We start from the raw sequence: 18,885 nt of genomic DNA, 5'->3' as shown, positions 1-18,885 counted from the left end.
GGGTGGCCGGGTGCGCGGTGGCGGTCAGTCGACCGGCCAGGTGTGGGCGGGGGCGTTGAGGTGCATGTAGTCGATGTACTGCCCGGTCATCCGCCGCAGTGCCTCGTGCCGGTCGGTGTGGTCGATGTCCTGGATGTGGTGGAACATCTCCGACTGCCACAGCGCTCCGTTGCGGCCGTTGACGCACCGCTGCTCGATGATGCCGAGCAGCGGTTCCCGCCAGGCGGTGTCCATCCCGAACTGTTCGAGCCCGCGATGCGCGAGGGGCAGCAGGCGGCGCAGCACCAGCTCCGTCACCGGGACCTCCCCCATGCCGGGCCAGTACAGCTGGGCGTCGATCCCGTGCCGGGCCGCGGCGTGGAGATTGGCCTCCGCGACCGAGAAGGACATGCGTGACCACACCGGACGGTCCTCGTCGACGAGGGCGCGGGTCAGGCCGTAGTAGAAGGCGCCGTTGGACAGGACGTCGGCCACGGTGGGGCCGGCGGGCAGCACCCGGTTCTCGACGCGCAGGTGCGGTACTCCGTCGACGACGGCGTAGACGGGGCGGTTCCAGCGGTAGATCGTGCCGTTGTGCAGGGTCAGTTCGCCGAGTTGGGGGATGCCGCCGCGGTCGAGTGTCTCCTGCGGGTCCTCGTCGTCGCACAGCGGCAGCAGCGCGGGGAAGTACCGTACGTTCTCCTCGAACAGGTCGAAGACGGTGGTGATCCACCGTTCGCCGAACCAGACGCGGGGCCGCACTCCCTGCACCTTGATCTCGTCCGGGCGGGTGTCGGTGGCCTGCTCGAACAGGGGGACACGGGTCTCCCGCCACAGTTCCCTGCCGAACAGGAACGGGGAGTTGGCCGCCAGGGCGACCTGCACTCCCGCGATGGCCTGCGCGGCGTTCCAGTACGCCGCGAACTCGTCCGGGGAGACCTGGAGGTGGAACTGGGTGCTGGTGCACGCCGCTTCCGGCGTGATCGTGTCCGCGTACGTCCGCAGGCGTTCGACACCGTCCACCGAGATCAGCAGGTCCTCGCCGCGGGCGGAGAAGATCTGCTCGTTGAGCAGGTGGTAGCGCGGGTTCTCGGAGAGGGCGGCGAGGCCCACGTCCTTCTGTTCCAGCGTCGGCAGGATGCCGATCATGACGAGGTGCGCGCCGACCGCCGCCGCCTTGTCCTCGGCGTGGTTGAGCGCGTCCCGGATCTCCTTCTCCCAGGAGTCGGGGCCGCCGGCGATCAGCCGCCGGGGCGCGACGTTGATCTCCAGGTTGAACCGGCCCAGCTCGCTCGACCAGGCCGGGTCGGCGATCTGCTCCAGGACGTCCGTGCTGCGCATGGCGGGCTCGGCGGCGTCGTCCACGAGGTTCAGTTCGATCTCCAGGCCGACCTGGGGCCGCTCGAAGTCGAACCGCGACTCGCGCAGCATCCGCGCGAACACGTCGAGGCACGTGTGCATCTTGGTCCGGAACCGGCGACGGTCCTCACGGGTGAACGTCAGATCCGGGACGTCACGTCCCATACGGGCCTCCCCGGTCTCCTCGGCACGGATCCCCTCTTCGATCCCCACCTTCAGCGTCCCACTCCCCGAGCGCCCCAACCACCGCTCCTCGCGTACGGCCGCTCGTCCACTCCGGCGACACTCATGGTCATGACATTCCGACTCGTGTCCCGCAGCCTGCCCCCATGCGATCAAGGGTCCACGGGTCGTGCCGGACGGCCGGGGGTGGGTGCCGTCGGAGTTGTCGTGGTCGTCTACGCTCTCGGGACTTCTGGCGCACCGACGAGTACCGCTCCTGTGTCCCCCCTGCGCGCCGACGTGGCACGCGCCCTGGCGGGCAGTCCGCAGCGGTGGGCTCACCGTTTCGCGCAGTACCTCGTCGACTCGCCGGACAGCCCGTTGCACGAGGGCCGGTGGCTGCTCTCGTGCGAGAGTCCGCTGCGGCGCTGGCGCCACCCCCCGCGTTCCGCACGCCGAGTACTGGGGCTCGATGCTCGTCGACGGCCATCCGGACGGATACATCGACTGGTATCTCCACTCCGGTTCGTGGGAGATCCTTCCGCTGCGGCCGATGCCCGGTGCCGGTGACAGCCGCGTCAAGGCGTACCGCAGGCAAGCGCGTGAAGGAACGCTCCCGCCCGTCCTGTTGTGGTGGGTCAGTGGCCTGGACTGCCATCTGGTCCTGGACGGTCACGCGCGGCTCGCCGCGGCGATCGCCGAATCCGTCGAGCCCCCGCTGCTGCAGCTGCACCGCACGGTGCCGCGTGATGACCTGGCTGCCCGCGTCGACGAGGCCGTGCGGCTCTACGAGGGCGAGCTGGCGCGCTTCGCCGAACTCCGCGCCGTCCACGGCCCCGCCGTCCCGGACGGCGCCGCCACCGCCGGTCCACAGCTCGTCCGTCTCCTGCACGGCCTGGACACCGCCCCACAGCCGACCTGGGCGTGGCCCCTGCCCGGCGGTGCGGACCGGTGGCGTCGCATCGCGCCGAGGTGACGGCCGGCGCGGACTGGCCCTCGTAGAGGCCGGATACGGGGGCGGAACCGGTCAGCGAGGGGTGAGGAGGCAGAACTCGTTGCCTTCCGGGTCGGCGAGAACGGTCCACTGGATCGCGGATTGATCGATGCCGGGGTCGGTCGCGCCCAGCGCGCGCAGCCGGGCCGCCTCCGCGGCCATGTCGTCCCCGGGGTAGGGGCTGACGTCGAGGTGGACGCGGTTCCACACGCGTTTGGTGTCGGGGGTGCGGACGAACTCAAGGTAGGGGCCGGCGCCGGCGGCGGAGCGCAGGGTGGCGTGGTCGTCGGTGACCTCGTGCAGCGTCCAGTCCATCGCCTCGCCCCAGAACCGGGCCATCTCCCGTGGGTCGGTGCAGTCGACCACGACGGCGGCGATCGGCCCGGTGTCCTGGTAGACCGGCCGGGGGTCCAGGACGCAGAACTCGTTGCCCTCGGGGTCGGCCATGACCGTCCAGGGCACGTCGCCCTGGCCGATGTCGGCGAGGGTCGCTCCGAGGTTCTTCAAATGCTCGACCAGTTCCGCCTGATGGGCGGTCGAGGTGGTGGCCAGATCAAGGTGCACGCGGTTCTTGACCGTCTTGGGTTCCGGGCGCTTGATGATGTCGACGCAGACGGCCGTGGGGTCCGGGTAGGCGAAGCCCACGGGTTCGAGGTTGGTCACGCCGGGTCCCTCGCTGTCGACACCCCAGCCGAGTGCCTGAGCCCAGAACCGGCCGAGCGCGGTGTCGTCCTGGGCTTTCATGTTGATCTGCACGAGTCGTGTTGCCATGCGCAGATCGTAGAAGCTCCGCCGGCCCGACCGCCGCGATCAGGACAGGTGCGGGGGCCGGGTGCCGACGGTGGTCGCGCTCGACGGGACGTCCGGGGCAGCGCTCGACGAGACGTCCGGGCAGGGGATGTTCTTGTGGCCGCCCCGGAGTCTTCCGGCGTACCCGAGCCGTCGCCGCGTACCCGGGCTACCGCCGCCCACCCGCGTCAGCGCGGGGTCACGGCCAGGACGCGGGTGAGGGCGCCGTCGGGGCGGGCGGTGAGTTCCCGCCAGGTGCCCGACTCCACGATGCGTCCGTCCTCGAGTACGGCGATGCGGTCGGCCCGGCGGATGGTGGCGGGGCGGTGGGCGATGACGAGGGTGGTGCGGTCCGCGCGGGTGCGGGCCAGGGCGGCGGCGAGTTCGGCGTCACCGCTGTTGTCGAGGTGGGCGGTGGTCTCGTCGAGGACGAGGACCCGCGGGTCGCGGAGCAGGGCGCGGGCCAGGGCGATGCGGGCGCGCTGGCCGCCGGAGAGGGTGGCGCCGCGCTCGCCGACCGGGGTGTCGAGGGGGGCGATGCGGTCGACGCCGCACAGCGCCGCCACCTCGGCGAGCCGGTCGTCGTCGGCCTCGGGCGCGGCCAGGCGCAGGTTCTCGGCGAGGGTGCCGTGGAAGAGGGGGGTGCCCTGGCCGACGACGGCGACGGCGCGGCGCAGGTCGGCGTCGCTGAGGTCGCGCAGGTCGACGGGGTCGCCGGACTCCGGGACGAGCTGGACGGCGCCGCCGGCGGGGTCCCAGAAGCGGGCCAGCAGGTGGGCGCAGGTGGATTTGCCGGCGCCGGAGGCGCCGACGAGGGCGAGGGTCCGCCCGGCCGGGACCGTGAGGTCGAGGCCGCGCAGGACCGGGCGGTCGTCGTAGGCGAAGCTGACGCCGTGCAGCCGGACGCCTAGCGGGCCGGAGGGCAGGGGGCGGGCCGTGGCGGGCTCGGGGGCGAGCGCGGGGGCCTTGGTCGCGGCGTCCACGCGGGCCGCGGCGGCGCGCAGGCCCATGGCCTGGCTCAGTGACCTGGCCGACTCGGCGACCGGGCCCAGCACGGAGAGGGCGAGCGCCATCGCGGCCGGCGCCCACGCGCCGTCCAGCCGCCCCGCGGTCACGGCCCGGGCGGCGGCGGCCACGACACCGAGGACGGCGAGGACGATGAGCAGGTCGCGTACGGCGGCGGCCACCGAGTCCCAGGTCACCTCGGCGCGTTGGGCGTTCCCCAGGCGCTCGCCGCGCTCGGCGAGGCGGGCGCGGCGCTCGGTGAGGCGGCCGAAGGACAGCAGTTCGCGCAGGCCGTCGACGGTTTCCACGGTGTCGGCCGACAGGTCGGCGGCGGCCTGGCGGGTGCGGGCGCCGCGGTCGGTGCGGCCGCGGGCCTCGGCGAAGGGTGCCGCGGCGAGCAGCGCGGCGACCGGGACCAGGGCGGCGAGCAGCCACGGCTCGACGGCGGCGAGGACGGTCGCGCCGCCGGTGAGGACCACGCCGGAGGCGAGGAGTTGGGCCGTGGTGTGGGCGTAGAAGAACTCCAGCGCCTCCACGTCGGCCATGGCGGTGGCGGCCAGGTCGCCGCTGCGGCGGCCCGCCACCCGGGCGGGGGCGCTGCGCGCGAGCCCGTCGAAGACCCGTACCCGCAGCTCGGCGAGGACGCGGTAGGCCAGGTCGTGCGAGAGGTCCATCTCCCGCCAGGTCATCAGGGCGCGCAGCACGACGAGGGCGGCCAGGGCGGCGACGGTGCCGGCCGTGGGGGCGCGGCCGGTGCTGACGGCGCTGCCCACCGTGTAGGCCGCGAAGGTCACCAGGGTGACCAGGGAGCCCTGTTCGACGAGGGCGGCGGCACAGGTGCGGGCGATCATGCCACGGTGCCCGGCGAGTGCGGGCAGCAGCGCGCGCAGGGCGCCCCGGGCGGGCGGTGCGGGGTGCGCGAGCGCGGTGTCGGCGGTGCTCATGCGGCGAGGCCCTTCTCGTGCGTACGGCCCGCCGCGGCGAGCTCGGCGTACAGTCCCCCGGCGGCGACGAGGGTGTGGTGGTCGCCGACGGCGTCCACGCGGCCGTCGGCGAGGACGACGATGCGGTCGGCGTGCCGGACGGCGGCCAGCCGGTGCGCGACGACGAGGACGGTCCGTCCGCGCGCCGCGGCGGTCAGGTCGCGGACGATGTCCGCCTCGCGGCGTTCGTCGACGGCGCTGGTGGCCTCGTCGAGGACGAGGACGGGCGCGTCGGCGAGCAGGGCGCGGGCCAGGGCGAGGCGTTGCCGCTGGCCGCCGGAGAGGGTGGCGCCGCGCTCGCCGAGGACGGTGGCGTAGCCGTCGGGCAGGGCGGTGATCTCGTCGTGGACGCCGGCGGCGCGGGCGGCGCGGGCCAGGTCCTCGTCGGTGGCGTCGGGCGCGGTCAGCCGCAGGTTGTCGGCGATGGTGGCGTGGAAGAGGTACGTCTCCTGGGAGACGACGGCGATGCCGCGGCGCAGCGAGTCGAGGGTGTACGCGGTCGTGTCGCGGCCGTCGGCGGTGATCCGGCCGCGCTGCGGGTCGTGGTGGCGCAACAGCAGGGCGAGCAGGGTGGACTTGCCCGCGCCGGAGGGGCCGACGATCGCGGTGGTGCGGCCGGCCTCGGCGGTGAAGGTGACCGCGCGGAGGGTGGGGCGGGCGGCGCCGGGATAGGTGAACTCGACGCCGTCGAAGGTCAGCCGGGGCGCGGTGGGCCAGGCGGCGGGTTCCCGGCCGGTGTCCGGGACGGCGGGTGCGGCGGTGCGCAGGGCGGCGAGCCCGTCGGCGGCGGACACGCCGAGGTATCCGGCGTGCCATTCGCGGGCCAGGTCGCGGACGGGCCGGAAGCACTCGCCGGCCAGGAGCAGCACCAGGTAGGTGCCGGCGGGGGTGGTGGCGCCGGTCGCCGAGGACCAGCAGGCGAGCAGGGCGGCGGCCGCGGTGCCGCCCTGGATGGCGAGGTCGGTGATGCCCGTGTCGACGAGCGAGACGCGGAGTTTGGCGACGGTGGCCCGGTGCAGTGCGGCCGACCGCTCCTCCAGCCGGCGCCGGGTGCGGCCCACGGCGCCGGCGGCGCGCAGCGCGGGCATGCCCTGGAGGGCTTCGAGGTAGTCGGCGCCCAGTCCTTCGTAGGTGTCCCAGTGTTCCTTGCCACGCCGGGCGAGCAGCCGGTCCCAGGCGCGGGGCCCGGCGAGGGCGAGGAGGAGGGCGGGGACGAGTCCGAGGAGGGCGCGCGGCTCGATGAACGCCACGGCGACGAGCAGCAGGGGCGGCGCGGCGAGGGTGACGATCAGCTGGGGCAGGTAGCGGGAGACGTAGGCGTCGACGCCTTCGACGCCGTCGACCAGGGTGGTGCGGACGGCTCCGGCGCGGGCGGTGGTGAGGTGGGCGGGGCCCAGCCGGCCGAGGTGGGCGAGGAGTTCGTCGCGCAGCCGGACCCGGACGCGCGCGCCGGCGCGGGCGGCGGTGCGTCGCTGGGCGCAGCCGAGTACGGCGCGCACGGCGACGACGGCGACGACCGCCGTGAGGAGCGCGGGCAGGGAGCCGGTCGTGCCGCGCGCGATGGCGGCGAGGGCCTGGGCGAGCAGGACGGCCTGGACGAGCCAGCTCAGGGTGACGGCTCCCTGGAGGAGGGTGGCCGCGAGCAGCGTGCGCCGCGCGTGCCGTGCGGCGTGGCGCAGCTCCGGATGGACGATCACGGGGTCCTCTTCTCGGGTCGGCCGGACCCGAGGGCCAGGCCGTGGACGATCCAGTTCTGGTGGGGTGCGCCGCCCAGCGCGGCGCCCAGGTCGGCCCGCTGCCAGGAGCCGACGGGGCGGGCGGCCAGTGCGCGCCGCCCGGCGGCGAACAGGGCGCAGCCGACGGCGTGTCCGGCGTGCAGGTGGTCGCCGCGGATGCGTACGGCGTCGGCGTCGGACGGGCAGCCGTAGGCGAGCAGGACGGCGCCCGCGTCGGCGAGCCAGCGCTGTCCGGCCGCCCAGACGGCGAGGGTCGGCCGGGCCTCCCCGGCGGCGAGCCGCCGCAGGGTGCCGTCGGGCGCGGTCTCGACGAGTTCCGGTTCGGGCGCGCCGACGGTCGCGCACCACCGCAGCCGCCCGGCCCCGGCGGCCTCCGCGGCGGCCAGCACGTGCCGCAGGTCGTCACGCGCGGGGGTGCCGGCCAGGGGCGGCGGGGCGCTGCGGCGGGTCAGCAGGTCGGTGGGGGTGGGGGCGTCCGCCTGGGGGGCGGGCTTGTCCGCCTCCGGGCTGGGGTGCTGGGGAGCGTACGACTCCTGCTCCGCGCCGGGCGGCGGGACGTGTACGGCGGCCAGTGGCGACTCGGTGGTGCCGTCGAGGCGGAGGTCCGGCCGGGGTGTCCCGAGGGCCTGGGCGGCGAGCCGCAGCGCGGCGGTGGCGTGCCCGGTGTCGAGCAGCAGCAGGGGCCAGGCGCGGTGGCCGTAGTGGCTCTCCGTGCGCCGGGGGGTGACGGTCAGTTCGACGGTCGTTCCGGGCGGGATGTCGTGCGGGGCCGGGCCCAGGTGGTGGACGCGGTGGCGCAGCGGGTCGTAGCCGTAGCGTCCGGGCGGCAGGGAGCAGCCGTCGCCGACGACGAGCAGGGCGTCGACGGGGTGCAGCGCGCCCGCGGACGGGGTGGGCCGCAGCCGCCCGGCGGGGTCGGCGGCGGCCAGCGACAGGCGCAGCAGCCGGTCCAGGTCGAGCCGGCCGGGCGTGGCCGGGGGCAGCGCGTGTGCGGGGCCCGGCCAGTCGGGGACGGCGGGCCCGGCGGGGGTGTCGGGGCCGGGCCGCTCGGCGCTGCGGGCCCGGGCGAGGGCGGTGACCAGATCCACGGCGCGGCTCACATGTGCGGCGGAGGGGCGAGGGTGAAGTCCTCCGGGGCGCGCGGCGGCGTGGTGCGCCAGCCGCGGGCCAGGGCGGCCTCGGCGAGGCGCGGGCAGCCGAAGTAGCCGAAGGCGGCGGGGGCGTTGGGGAGCAGTCCGGAGACCAGGACACGGGCGACGCGCAGTCCGGTCTCGGCGATGTCCTCCGTGGTCAGGTCGAAGGTCATGACCCGGTGGCCGCCGCGCTCCAGCGCGCGCCGCATCCGGTCCGGGCTGCCGGGCTCGACGGCGTCGACGGGCACGACCCCGAGGGCGGGGTCGGTGAACCGGCGGGCCTCGGCGGCCATCCGCGGGTCGAGCCACACCTGGACGTGCGCGCCGAGGTCCCGGACGTGCTCGAAGTGGGGGCCGCAGGCGTCGAGGTAGCGGCGGTCCTCGCGGTGGTCGAGGTAGAGGCCCTTGGCGAGGAGTCCGGCGTCGACGGCCTGGAAGACCCAGCCGTCGGGTCCGGTGAGGCCCTGGGTGAAGACCCAGGTGTGCACGGCTTCGAGGACGGCCTTGCGGGCGGCCTCGGCCGGGTCGTGCTTGCAGGCGAACCCGGCGGCGTACAGGCCGAGGCGCGGGTCGTGGACGAGCGCGGCCACGCAGGGGGCGAACTCGGAGGGCATCTCGGTGATCCAGACGCGCAGCCCCGATCCGGCGAGGTCGTCGGCGAGGCCGGGCACGGTGTCCGGGTCGATGCCGCGGGTGGGTCCGTCGAGGTGCCACCACAGTTCCAGCGCGTCGCGTTCGGCGATCTCCAGCAGGCCGCGTTCCACGGCGTCGTCGAAGCCCTGGCCGGTGGCGATGCCGGCGTAGTTGAGGTGGTGGGTGCGCGGCAGCGAACGCAGTTCGCCCTGGCGCCAGTTGAGGTGGGTGAGCGACACGGGTGCCCACACCTCGGTGCTCTCCCCGCCGGGCAGCCGTTCGGTGCCGCGGGTCCACAGGGCGGGGGTGTCGTCGGTGAGGGGGCGGTAGGGGAACTTGGGCCGGGTGTACTGCCAGTCGGCGTACGCGGGCAGGTCGCCGGGGCCGTACAGGCGCAGGCCCTTGCGGGTGAGTTCGGCGGCGGTGGAGTGCAGGGGCGCGTCGCGGTGGCCGGGTGGCGGGAGGCGGTTGCCGCAGTAGCGTTCGACTCCCTCGGCTATGGCGGCGATCCGGGCGGTCTCGGGGTCGCCGAAGGACGTGCCGAGCGAGACCCGGTCGGCGGGCCACAGGCCGAGCTTGCGGGCGTCGGCGACCTCGGCGGTCATCGCGGTGTAGCGGGGCGGTGTGCCCGGCGGGTGTTCGACGGGCTTGACCTTGCGGACGATGCCGCAGACCGGGTCTACCAGGGCTTCCAGCGGCAGCGTCGTCATCGCAGGATCTCCTCCGCGGGGTCGGTCGGGGTCGGTCGGGTACGGAGCACGCTCAGCCGGAGTTCGAGGCGGTCCGGGTCCACCTCCCGTGCGGAGGGGATGAGCCGGGTGGCCGTGATCGGGTCCTCGCCGGTGTGCGGGTTGCGGGCGTGGGCCGGGAAGTGGTGCCCGGCGATCTCCAGGCGGAGCCGGGTCCCGGCGGGCAGCCGCCGGGCGATCCGGCCCAGCGGGATGGAGAACTCGGCGGTCTGGCCCGGGGGTTGGCCGTGCCGCCGCACGACGCCTACGGCCAGCCGCTCGGCATGCTGTCCTCCGGCACGTTCTCCGGCACGTGCTGGGGCAAGCGTTGGCGCATGCTCTCCGGCAAGCGTCGGGGCATGGTCTGCCGCAGGTCCTACAGCCGGAGTTCGGGCGGGTCCTGCCGGGGCGAGGGCGACGAGCCGTGCGAACCAGTCGGCGGACGGGGTGGCGGCGCGGGCGCGCAGCCGCACCCGGGCGGGCCCGAGGAGGTCCAGCGGGCGCGGCAGGGGCGCGGTGACGAGCACGCAGCGGTCGGGCTCCCCGTCGACGGGTACGGTCAACTCGGCGGAGGACACCGGGTGTTCGGGGTGGGCGGTGAAGGCGGTGCCGCGCAGGGGGCGCAGGCGGGGCGCGTACGGCTCGCCCTCGAGGTCCGCCGCCGTCCACAGGGGGCTGCCGCCGAGTGCCACGGCTCCGCCGCGTCCGCCGGTGAGGTGTCCGGCGAGCGCGGAGCGCGCCCAGCGGGCGTAGAGGTCGCCGAGGCGTACCCGGTGGGCGGGGTGGGCGTCGGGGCCGGGTGCGGCGACCAGGCCGTGTCCCCACGGTCCCATGAGCAGCCGCGGGCAGGGGCCGCCCCAGTGGCGCCACAACTCGACGGTGTCCTCGGCGAAGTGGTCGTGGTGGCCGCCCACGGCGAGCAGCGGCATCCGCGCCCGCGGGGCCCGGGCGATCAGCCGACCCCGGTCGCGGTGGTGCCACAGTCCGGGCCAGGAGGGCAGCTCACGGCCGAGCCGTCGCGGCAGGTCCAGCAGGGGCAGGTGGGTGAGCGCGTCCGGGTCGCCGGCGAGGGCCTTGTCCAGCGCGCCCTCGTCGGAGTCGGGCCGGTCGCCGTGGGCCGCCCACCATCCCGCGCGGGTCAGCAGCCGCTCCGCGCCGCTCGGTTCGCGGGCGGTGTCGGCGGCGCCGAGGGCGGGGACGGCGGCGATGACGGCGTCCGGGCGGGCGTCCTCGGGCGCGTCCAGGGCGAGGGTGACGGCGCAGTGGGCGGCGTAGGAGGCGCCGTACGCGACGATGCGGCCGTCGCTCCAGGGCCGCCGGCGGATCCAGCGCGCGGTGTCCGCCCCGTCGGCGGCCTCGTGCGCGTAGGGCCGCCACTCCCCCGCCGAGCCGTGCCGTCCGCGCACGTCCTGCGCCACGGCGGCGAAGCCGCGGCGCGCCCAGCCGCGGAGTTCGGCGTGGTGGGCGCGGCGGTCGTAGGGGGTGCGGACGAGGACGGCCGGGAACGGGCCGGGGCCGTCGGGGAGCCGGATGTCGGTGGCCAGGCCGTGTACGGCCGTGGTGTACGTCGTCACCTGGCGGTCACCGGTATCCGCGCGACGTCGGGGACGGGCAGCACCGGGTGTTCGGTGACGGTCAGGGTGCGCAGGTCGACCCGGCGCAGGCGGCGCCGGGCGGGCAGGGCGCCGGTGTCGGGGGCGCCGGTGGCCCAGCGGGTGAGGTCGTCGGCGAGGAGTGCGGCGAGCAGCGCCGCGGCGGGGGTGGTGAGGCGTACGGGGGCGCCGGTGGTGCGGGGTCCGCTCCAGTAGGCGGCCAGTTCGCGGTGGGCGGGGGTGGCGGCGAGGCGGCGGGCGCGCAGGTGGGCGGAGGTGACGTCTCCGGGGGCGGCGGCGACCGGTTCGAGGTACGCCTGCCAGCCCTCTCGGTGGCAGCGCAGCCAGGCGACGCCGCGCTGGGGCAGCCGGTCGGCGTCGTCCCACAGGCCGTCGGGCACGGGCCCGTCGAGGCACCAGACGACGGCGGCGGCAGCCTCCGGCGCGACCGCCTCGCCGGGTGTGCCGGGGCGGGGTTCGGCGCCGGCTTCCCGCAGCAGCCGGGTGAGCGGTCCGGTGAGCACCGGGTCGCCCAGCACGAGGATGTCGCGCCGCGCGGCGGGCCAGGCGGCGGCCGCGGCAGGGGTGCCGCCGGTGTCGGGGTCCGCGCCGGCGTCGGGGTCCGCGCCGGCCTCGGGGTCCGCGCCGGCCTCGGGGTCCGCGCCGGCCTCGGGGTTCACGTCGGCCTCGGGGTTCACGTCGGCCTCGGCCTCGGTCAGATAGCCGGCCGCGCCGAACGCCGCGACGAGCCGGTCGAGTTCGCCGTCCGCGCGGGCGGTGTCCGCCCCGGCCAGCCGGGCGCGGAGCGCGTCCACGTCGGCGTCGCCGGTGCGGACGCGGAGGAACTCGCCGTCGGCCGTGCGGACGGCCAGCTCCCGGCCGTCGACGGCGACGACCTCGACACCGGGTGCGAGCTGGCTGCGGGACACGTCGGTTCTCCTACGGGGCCGGAAGTCGGGAAGTGGGGAGCGGGCCCGCCCTTGGAACGGACGGACGGGCCCGCGGGTGAGGGGGGAGCCCTCGCTTACTCCTCGGTGTCGTCGAAGGGGTTCTCGACGAGGGCGTTGGAGTGGGACGCCGAGTCGTGGGCCAGCTGACCCGGGTCGGCGATCGGCGCGAAGACCTGCTCGTTCTCCACGAACGTTCCTCCTTCACAAAGGGGTTGTGACGTTCTGTTGAGCGCCACGACCAGAACACTAATGAATACGATTATCGTTTTACTAGCGGTGGAGAGGGTGATCTGGGTAACACACGGGCCAGTCCCCCTCGGGGTCCCGGCCGACCCGCCCCGCGACCCGCAGCACGTCCGCGAGGAAGGCCGGGGTGACGACCTCCTCGGGCGCCCCGTCGGCCACCACGCGCCCGTCGCGCAGCGCCACGATCCGCTCGGCGAAGCGGGCGGCGTGGGCCAGGTCGTGCAGCACCATCACGACGGTGAGGCGGCGTTCCTCGCGCAGCCGCACCACGGTCTGCAGCACGTCGAGCTGGTGGTGCAGGTCGAGGTAGGTGGTCGGCTCGTCGAGCAGCAGGACGCGGGTGTCCTGGGCGAGTGCCATGGCCAGCCGGACCCGCTGCCGCTCCCCGCCGGAGAGCGCCTCCACGGGCCGGTCCGCCCAGTCGGCCACGCCGACGTCCTCCAGCGCCCGGCGCACCACGGTGTCGTCGCCCTCACGCAGCATCCCGAGCGGGCCGCGGGCCGCGTACCGCCCCTGCCGTACGAGCTGACGCACCGTCATGCCCGGCACGGCCGGCGCGGACTGGTGCAGCAGCGCGACCCGGCGGGCGGCGGCGCGCCGGGAGAGCCGGGCGAGGTCGTCTCCGCCGAGCAGCACGCGCCCCTCGCCGGGCCGCAGCAGCCCGGCCGTGAGCCGCAGCAGGGTCGACTTGCCGCAGCCGTTCAGACCGACGAGGGCGGTCAGTTCGCCCGGTTCGACGGTCAGGTCGACGCCGCGCAGCACGGGCCGGCCGGGGTATCCGAAGTGGACCCCTTCGACACGGATGCCGACGGGTTCGCTCATGCCATGTCCTTCACGTCCGTAGGGTGTTCGGCCGGCCGGGCCGTGCGGCACCGCCTCGCCGGCGGGGTCGCCGGCCGGGCCGGCGGCGGTCGCGGTCAGAAGCTCCCGCTCGGTGTGCGGCGCACGACGATCAGCAGCAGCACCGCTCCGGCACAGGTGGTCAGCGCGCCGACGGGCAGCGAGAACCGGCCGGCGTCCTCGACCGCGGCCAGCAGCCGGGAGATCGCCTGCGCCGCCGCGTCCGCCCCGCTCACCACGAGCGCGCCGAGCAGCGCGGCGCCGGGCAGCGCGACGCGCAGGTCGGCGCCGAAGACGGCCACCGCGACATGCGGCACCAGCAGTCCCACGAAGCCCAGCGCGCCGACCGAGGCGACCGCGCCGGCCGTCAGGGCGACCGCGCACAGCAGGGCGAGGGTGCGGGCGCGGGCGGCGGACAGCCCGGCCGCCGCGGCGAGTTCGTCCCCGCAGCGAAGGAGGGTCAGCGGCCCGGACAGCAGCCAGGCGACGACGAGCCACGGCAGCGCCCACGGCCACAGCAGATGCCAGTGCTGCCACACCCGGCCCTCGGTGCTGCCGACGAGCCACTGCACAACACTGCCGAGTTCGCCCGGGGCGACCAGCAGCACCATGGCGGTGAGTCCGCCGAGCACCGCCGAGACCAGCACCCCGTGCACCGCGATCTGCGCCGGGTCGCCCCGGCCGCGCCCGGTCAGCAGCCACAGCAGCCCCGCCCCGGCGCAGCCCCCCAGGCACGAGGCGACGACCACGGCGAACGGCGACTGCCAGCCCGCGAGTCCGAGTCCCGTCGCGGCGACCGCCCCGAGCACCGCGCCCGGTGTGACGCCCGTGACCTCCGGACCGGCGAGCGGATTGCGCAGCGCCGACTGCAGGACGAGACCGGCCACGCCGAGACAGGCGCCCGCGCCGAGGGACACCAGCAGGCGGGGCAGGCGCAGTTCGAACAGCACGTGGCGGTCCAGCGGCTCACCGCCGCCGGTCAGTACGTCCCAGACCACGCCCGGGGACATCGCCCGCCCGGCGAGCAGGGCGGCGCCCGCGGCCAGCAGGAGCAGCGCGCCCAGCACGCCGTAGCGCCGGGCCACGACGCGTCCCCTGGCGGGCGTGCCGAGTATCCGTGCCGTCATCGCGCCCTCCGCAGCAGTGCCACCCCGGCCGGGACGCCGAGCAGGGCCGTCCAGGCGCCGGCGGGGGTTTCGGTGGGGGCCAGGGCGAGCCGGGCCGGAACGTCGGCGACGGCCACCACGGCCGCGCCCCACGCCGCCGACCAGGGCAGCCAGCGCACCGCGTCGGAGCGGGGGTTGAGGCGCCGGGCCAGGTGCGGGGCGAGGAAGCCGACCCAGGCCACCGGGCCGCACACGGCGGTCACCGGGGCGATCAGTACGACGGCGACCGCGAGCGCCGTGAACCGGGCCCGGCGCACCCGCACGCCCAGCGCCTCCGCGTCGTCGTCGCCGAGCCGCAGCACCGCGAGGACCGGGGCGCACAGCACGAGCGCGGGGACGGCGATCAACAGCCACGGCCACAGCCCGGTCACGTCGTCCCAGGTGCGCGCGGACAGCGAGCCGAGCAGGTAGCGGTAGATCAGCTGGAGGTCGAGCTGGTCGGCCATCACCATGAGCACGAGCAGCGCGGCCTGCAACGCGGCGGCGACCGCGGCCCCGGTGAGCAGGACGGCGGAGGGGCTGCGCCCGAGTCCGGCCGCGAGCAGGGTCAGTCCGCCGCCGAGCGCGGCCCCGGCGATGGCCAGCAGGGGCTGGACGGCCGCCGGAAGCGTGACCGCCAGCACCAGGGGCGCGGCGACGCCGAGGGCGGCGCCCGAGGACACGCCCAGCATCTCGGGGACGGCCAGCGGGTTGCGCAGCGCTTCCTGCAGGACCAGTCCCGCCGCGCCCAGGCAGGCCCCGGCGACGAGCGCGAGGACCAGCCGGGGCACCCGCAGTTCGGTGACGACGACGCGGGTGATCTCGTCGCCGCCGAACAGCCGGTGGAGCGGGACGTAGGGCGTGCCGAGGCACAGCGCGCACCATGCCGCGAGTGCGAGCAGGGCGGTCAGGGCCGCCGCCTGGGTCCAGCGCCGGGCCCCCGGCCGCCGCTCCGGCGCGCCGGCACCGGCGGAGGGGGCCTCCGCCGGTGCCGTGGTGTGGGTGGGCGTGCTCACCGCAGCGCGGCCACGGCCTCGTCGAGGACGAGGCCCAGTGAGCGGGTGCCGCGTCCCTTGGCCCACACCTCGGAGTCGACCTCGTGGACGTCGCCGTTCTTCACGGCCGGGATCTTGCCCCACAGCGGGTTCTTCGCCAGCTTCTCGGACAGCTTGCCGTCCGGTTCGCCGAAGCTCATCGTCTCGACGAACAGCACGTCGACGTCCCTCGCGAGGATTTCCTCGAGGCTGTAACTGCCCTCGACGCCGCGGGACTTCCAGGGGTACTCGGCGAGCTTCGGGAACAGGCCCGCGACCACGTCGGTGCCGGGGGTGGCGACGCCGAAGTTCTCGTCGCTGCCGTAGATGATCAGCGCGGTCTTGTCGCTCTTCTTCCGCTCGGCGGCGGCGAGTTTGACGCGGAAGGCCTTCTCCGCCTTCTCACCCTCGGCGGTGCGGCCCGTGAGGGCGGCGACGTCGCGCAGATAGCCCACGCTGTCCTGCCACTTGGCGGGCTGCATGGGCCAGAAGGTGGTGGCGCCCTTCAGCGCGGGGGCGAGCTTGCCGTGGGTGTCCTCGAGCCCGATCACCAGGTCGGGCTTGTGGGAGAGGATCGCCTCGACCTCGGGGGCGATGAACCCGCCGGGGACGACCGCGACCTCCTTCGCCTTCTTCTCCCCCAGGAAGCCCGGCTGGGCGAGGAGTTGGCTGTTGGTGGCGACGGGGACGATGCCCAGCTCGGTCAGGATGTCGTCGCAGAGCGCCACCAGGCAGACGATGCGCTCGGGCTTCTTCTTCAGGGAGACGGTCACGCCGCGCGCGTCCGTCAGCCGCAGGGTCTCCTTGATGGGGTCCACCGTCACATCGGTGACGTCGGCCTTCGCGTCGCCGGTGGCCGCCCCGCTCTCGGTCGAGGTGTCGGCGGAGGCGCCGCATCCCACCAGGACGGAACCCAGGATCACGGCGGCCAGTCCGCGCCGTATGGCTCGCAGGGGTGAGCGCAGCATCGGTGCCCTCGTTTCTTGTCGTGAGTGTGCTGAGTGTTCTCGTGGTCCGGAAACGCACCGACCATACATGATAATCATTTTCAGACACGCTCAATCTGCCGATGAAGGGCCGCCGATGACGACCGAACCGCTGCTCCTGGTCTCCGACCACGTGGACGGATGCGTCCATCTCGTGACCGTGCCGGACGGGGCGGAGGCGGGCCGGCTGCCGGGCCGTCATCTCTCCGAGCACGCCGGATTCCTGGCCCTGCCGGACGGCCGGGTGGCCTGTGTCGACGACCGCCGCGGCGAGCTGCTGGTGCTCGACCCGTCCGGCCCGCGACTCGTGGCGGCGGCGATACCCGTGGCGGTACCGGCCGAGCACCTGGCCAGCGACCCCTCGGGCCGATGGGTGGCCGTGACGACCGGGCTCGGCAAGAACTCCGCGCCGTGGTCGGACCTGCTCACCGTCGTCGATCTCGCCACGGGGGACGCCGTACGGGTGCGCACCCGCGCGGGCGAGCCCGGTGTCACGGTGCTCGGACCCGACCGGCCGCTCGTCGTCCTCCGTCACCGCGAGCCCGGCTCCCTGGCCGTCCAGCGCGTCACCGACCTGATGGCCGCGTCCCCCGGCTGCCCGCCCGTCACCCCGGTCGCCGGCCTCCCGCTGCCCGGCGACGGCCACGGCGACGCCCAGGACCCGCGCACGGCGACGGTGTTCGCGGCCACCGGTGAGGGCGTGCACCGGGCGCGCCGGGAGGGCGACCGCCTCGTCACGGAGCCCGTGATCCCCTGGGGGGCGCCCGCCCGCGGCTGGTACCTGCGCCTGGACCCGCGGCGGCGCGCCCTGTGGTCGACGCTGCGCGGCGGCCCCGCGGACCCGCTGCGCTGGCCGGAGTGGACCAACCAGGCCTGGCGGTACGACCTCCACACCCGGACCACGGCCCGCACGGACCTCGGCCCCGGCCTCGTCTTCCGCCTGGCCCTCGCGCGCGCCCACACGGCGTTCGCCCGCGTCCATCCCGACGGCGACGAGCTGATCCTGCTCAGCGCGGACGGAGCCGTCTCCCGTGTCCCCCTGCCCGCCATGGACGGCGCGCCCCGGCGCGGCGGCACCCCGTGGGAGGGCGTCCAGCGCCGCGCGGTGGCCGCGTCACCCGGCGCCGACTGGGTCGCCGTGACCCGCGGCGGCCACGGCGAGATCCACCTCGTCGACGCCACGGCCGGCCAGGAGACCCACCGCGTCCGGGTGGACACCCCTCTCCACCACGGTGGCCACGCGGTCCTGCTGCCGCAGGCCGACGGGGAGGAGCGTGATCTGGTGGGGCGGTGACGCGGGGTTGTCGTCGGCGGCTGACGACGGGCGCGCTCACGGGTGTCCCGGCACGACGCCGAGCGCCGTAGGCCCGCAGACGTCGCAGGTCGTCGTGCGCCGGAGGTCTTTCATGTGCCGGAGGTCTTTCATGTGCCCGAGTGTTCGTCGGGCGCCGGGGCGGTCGTCATGTGCCAGGGCGGGCGGTCATCGGGCGCTGGGGCGGTCGTCATGCGCCGGGGCGGGCCGCGGGGCAGCATGGTCGGCAGTGGCCCCGCTGCTCCCGTCCGCGGTGCCCGGAGGAGGTGGCAACCGTGCGGACGCGGCTGTGCGACGTGCTGGGGATCGAGGTGCCGGTCATCGGTGCGCCGTTCGGGCCGTTCGATCAGGTCGAGGTCGCGGCCGCGGTGTGCGAGGCGGGAGGGCTCGGCAGTCTGGGCACGGCGGTGCGCCCGCTGCCCGATCTGCGGCGTCAGTGGGCACGGATGCGGGAGTCGACCGACCGGCCGTTCGCGATCAACCACACCCTGCGGCCGTTGAACGAGGAGGCGTTCGAGGCGACCCTGGCCGAACGTCCCGCGGCCGTCTCGTTCCACCTCGGGGTGCCCGAGGACCTGGTGCGGCGCGCGCATGACGCGGGCGTGCTGTGGATCCAGCAGGTGATGGATGTGGACCAGGCCGGACAAGCCGTACGCGCGGGCGTGGACGTGATCGTCGCGCAGGGCGGCGAGGCGGGCGGCGAGGTGTCCACCATGGTGCTGGTGCCCCAGGTGGTCGATGTCGCGGGAGACATCCCGGTCGTCGCCGCAGGCGGGATCGCCGACGGCCGGGGGCTGGCGGCGGCGCTGGCGCTGGGCGCTCAGGGCGTGGTCATCGGTACCCGGCTGCTCGCCTCGGTGGAGATGCGGATCGCCGGGGAGTGGAAGGAGCGGATCGTCGCCGCCGACGCGCGGGACACGATCAAACTGGCCCACAGCGACCGGTACCTGCCGCCGTTCTCCCGGCCGGGCGCCTACGGCGTTCCCCGCTCCCTGCGCACGCCGTTCGTCGAGGAGGCCGAAGAGCATCCCGAGCGGGTGGACCCGGAGGAGGCCGGCCCCCGGCTGCTGGAGGCCATGCGCGGCGGACGGGGGCACGAGTTCCTGCCGTTCACCGGGCAGTCCGCGGCGCTCGTCCACGACGTCCTCCCGGCGGCCGAGATCGTACGGCGGACGGTCGCCGACGCGGAGGCCGTCCTGCGCCGGGCCGCCGGGGCGTGCGCGCCCCCCGCTCCACGCTGACCCGGCATCCGTCCGCCCGCGAAGGGAACCCGCCGCCC

At 75.6% G+C, this 18,885-nt stretch carries 16 protein-coding genes; 3 read left to right on the top strand and 13 right to left on the bottom strand.

The window, feature by feature from the left end:
* Window positions 1–24: 24 nt before the first annotated feature.
* On the bottom strand, window positions 25–1,503 hold the full coding sequence (locus AB0K92_RS26655; protein ID WP_365926853.1) for a glutamate-cysteine ligase family protein: 1,479 nt from the start codon (window positions 1,501–1,503) through the stop codon (window positions 25–27).
* Between the two features lie 469 nt (window positions 1,504–1,972).
* Between AB0K92_RS26655 and AB0K92_RS26650 the strand changes: the two genes are divergently transcribed.
* Window positions 1,973–2,476 carry a hypothetical protein gene (locus AB0K92_RS26650; RefSeq protein ID WP_365926851.1) on the top strand — a complete coding sequence of 168 codons (504 nt, stop codon included), beginning with the start codon at window positions 1,973–1,975 and terminating at the stop codon, window positions 2,474–2,476.
* A 51-nt stretch (window positions 2,477–2,527) separates the two neighbouring features.
* On the opposite strand, the gene AB0K92_RS26645 is transcribed toward AB0K92_RS26650, so the two are convergent.
* From AB0K92_RS26645 to AB0K92_RS26590, 12 genes are all read right to left on the bottom strand, one after another.
* On the bottom strand, window positions 2,528–3,265 hold the full coding sequence (locus tag AB0K92_RS26645; RefSeq protein ID WP_365926849.1) for a VOC family protein: 738 nt from the start codon (window positions 3,263–3,265) through the stop codon (window positions 2,528–2,530).
* 206 nt (window positions 3,266–3,471) lie between these two features.
* Window positions 3,472–5,232, bottom strand: coding sequence for an ABC transporter ATP-binding protein (locus tag AB0K92_RS26640; RefSeq protein ID WP_365926847.1), 1,761 nt, complete (start codon window positions 5,230–5,232; stop codon window positions 3,472–3,474).
* Complete coding sequence (locus AB0K92_RS26635; protein WP_365926845.1) at window positions 5,229–6,968, bottom strand: ABC transporter ATP-binding protein; 1,740 nt, start codon at window positions 6,966–6,968, stop codon at window positions 5,229–5,231. The genes AB0K92_RS26640 and AB0K92_RS26635 overlap by 4 nt, the downstream gene beginning before the upstream one ends.
* Window positions 6,965–8,095: a SagB/ThcOx family dehydrogenase gene (locus AB0K92_RS26630; RefSeq protein WP_365926843.1), complete on the bottom strand. Its 1,131-nt coding sequence runs from the start codon at window positions 8,093–8,095 to the stop codon at window positions 6,965–6,967. The genes AB0K92_RS26635 and AB0K92_RS26630 overlap by 4 nt, the downstream gene beginning before the upstream one ends.
* Before the next feature lie 8 nt (window positions 8,096–8,103).
* Window positions 8,104–9,483, bottom strand: coding sequence for a YcaO-like family protein (locus AB0K92_RS26625; RefSeq protein ID WP_365926841.1), 1,380 nt, complete (start codon window positions 9,481–9,483; stop codon window positions 8,104–8,106).
* Window positions 9,480–11,075 (bottom strand): CocE/NonD family hydrolase, encoded by a 1,596-nt coding sequence (locus tag AB0K92_RS26620; protein ID WP_365926839.1) that lies wholly within the window; start codon window positions 11,073–11,075, stop codon window positions 9,480–9,482. The genes AB0K92_RS26625 and AB0K92_RS26620 overlap by 4 nt, the downstream gene beginning before the upstream one ends.
* Entirely contained in the window at window positions 11,072–12,022 is a 951-nt protein-coding gene (locus tag AB0K92_RS26615) for a hypothetical protein (RefSeq protein WP_365926837.1), read from the bottom strand. The genes AB0K92_RS26620 and AB0K92_RS26615 overlap by 4 nt, the downstream gene beginning before the upstream one ends.
* Window positions 12,023–12,117: 95 nt before the next feature.
* On the bottom strand, window positions 12,118–12,231 hold the full coding sequence (gene amiA, locus AB0K92_RS26610; RefSeq protein ID WP_004004115.1) for a streptamidine family RiPP: 114 nt from the start codon (window positions 12,229–12,231) through the stop codon (window positions 12,118–12,120).
* Between the two features lie 82 nt (window positions 12,232–12,313).
* A complete protein-coding gene (locus AB0K92_RS26605) occupies window positions 12,314–13,111 on the bottom strand; it encodes an ABC transporter ATP-binding protein (protein WP_365926834.1) in 798 nt (265 codons plus the stop codon).
* A 95-nt stretch (window positions 13,112–13,206) separates the two neighbouring features.
* Window positions 13,207–14,139, bottom strand: a complete 933-nt coding sequence (locus AB0K92_RS26600; protein WP_365926902.1) for an iron ABC transporter permease — start codon at window positions 14,137–14,139, stop codon at window positions 13,207–13,209.
* A gap of 113 nt (window positions 14,140–14,252) precedes the next feature.
* Window positions 14,253–15,185 (bottom strand): iron ABC transporter permease, encoded by a 933-nt coding sequence (locus AB0K92_RS26595; protein WP_166005536.1) that lies wholly within the window; start codon window positions 15,183–15,185, stop codon window positions 14,253–14,255.
* A 101-nt stretch (window positions 15,186–15,286) separates the two neighbouring features.
* Window positions 15,287–16,276 (bottom strand): ABC transporter substrate-binding protein, encoded by a 990-nt coding sequence (locus AB0K92_RS26590; RefSeq protein WP_365926832.1) that lies wholly within the window; start codon window positions 16,274–16,276, stop codon window positions 15,287–15,289.
* Window positions 16,277–16,391: 115 nt separating this feature from the next.
* Here AB0K92_RS26590 and AB0K92_RS26585 point away from each other — a divergent pair, with 115 nt between their 5' ends.
* Window positions 16,392–17,588, top strand: a complete 1,197-nt coding sequence (locus AB0K92_RS26585) for a hypothetical protein (protein ID WP_365926830.1) — start codon at window positions 16,392–16,394, stop codon at window positions 17,586–17,588.
* Window positions 17,589–17,881: 293 nt separating this feature from the next.
* Entirely contained in the window at window positions 17,882–18,847 is a 966-nt protein-coding gene (locus AB0K92_RS26580; RefSeq protein WP_365926828.1) for a nitronate monooxygenase, read from the top strand.
* Window positions 18,848–18,885 lie beyond the last annotated feature (38 nt).

The sequence above is a fragment of the Streptomyces sp. NPDC052687 genome, from assembly GCF_040678395.1.
Taxonomy (GTDB): domain Bacteria; phylum Actinomycetota; class Actinomycetes; order Streptomycetales; family Streptomycetaceae; genus Streptomyces.
This window is presented reverse-complemented; position numbering and strand designations above follow the sequence as displayed.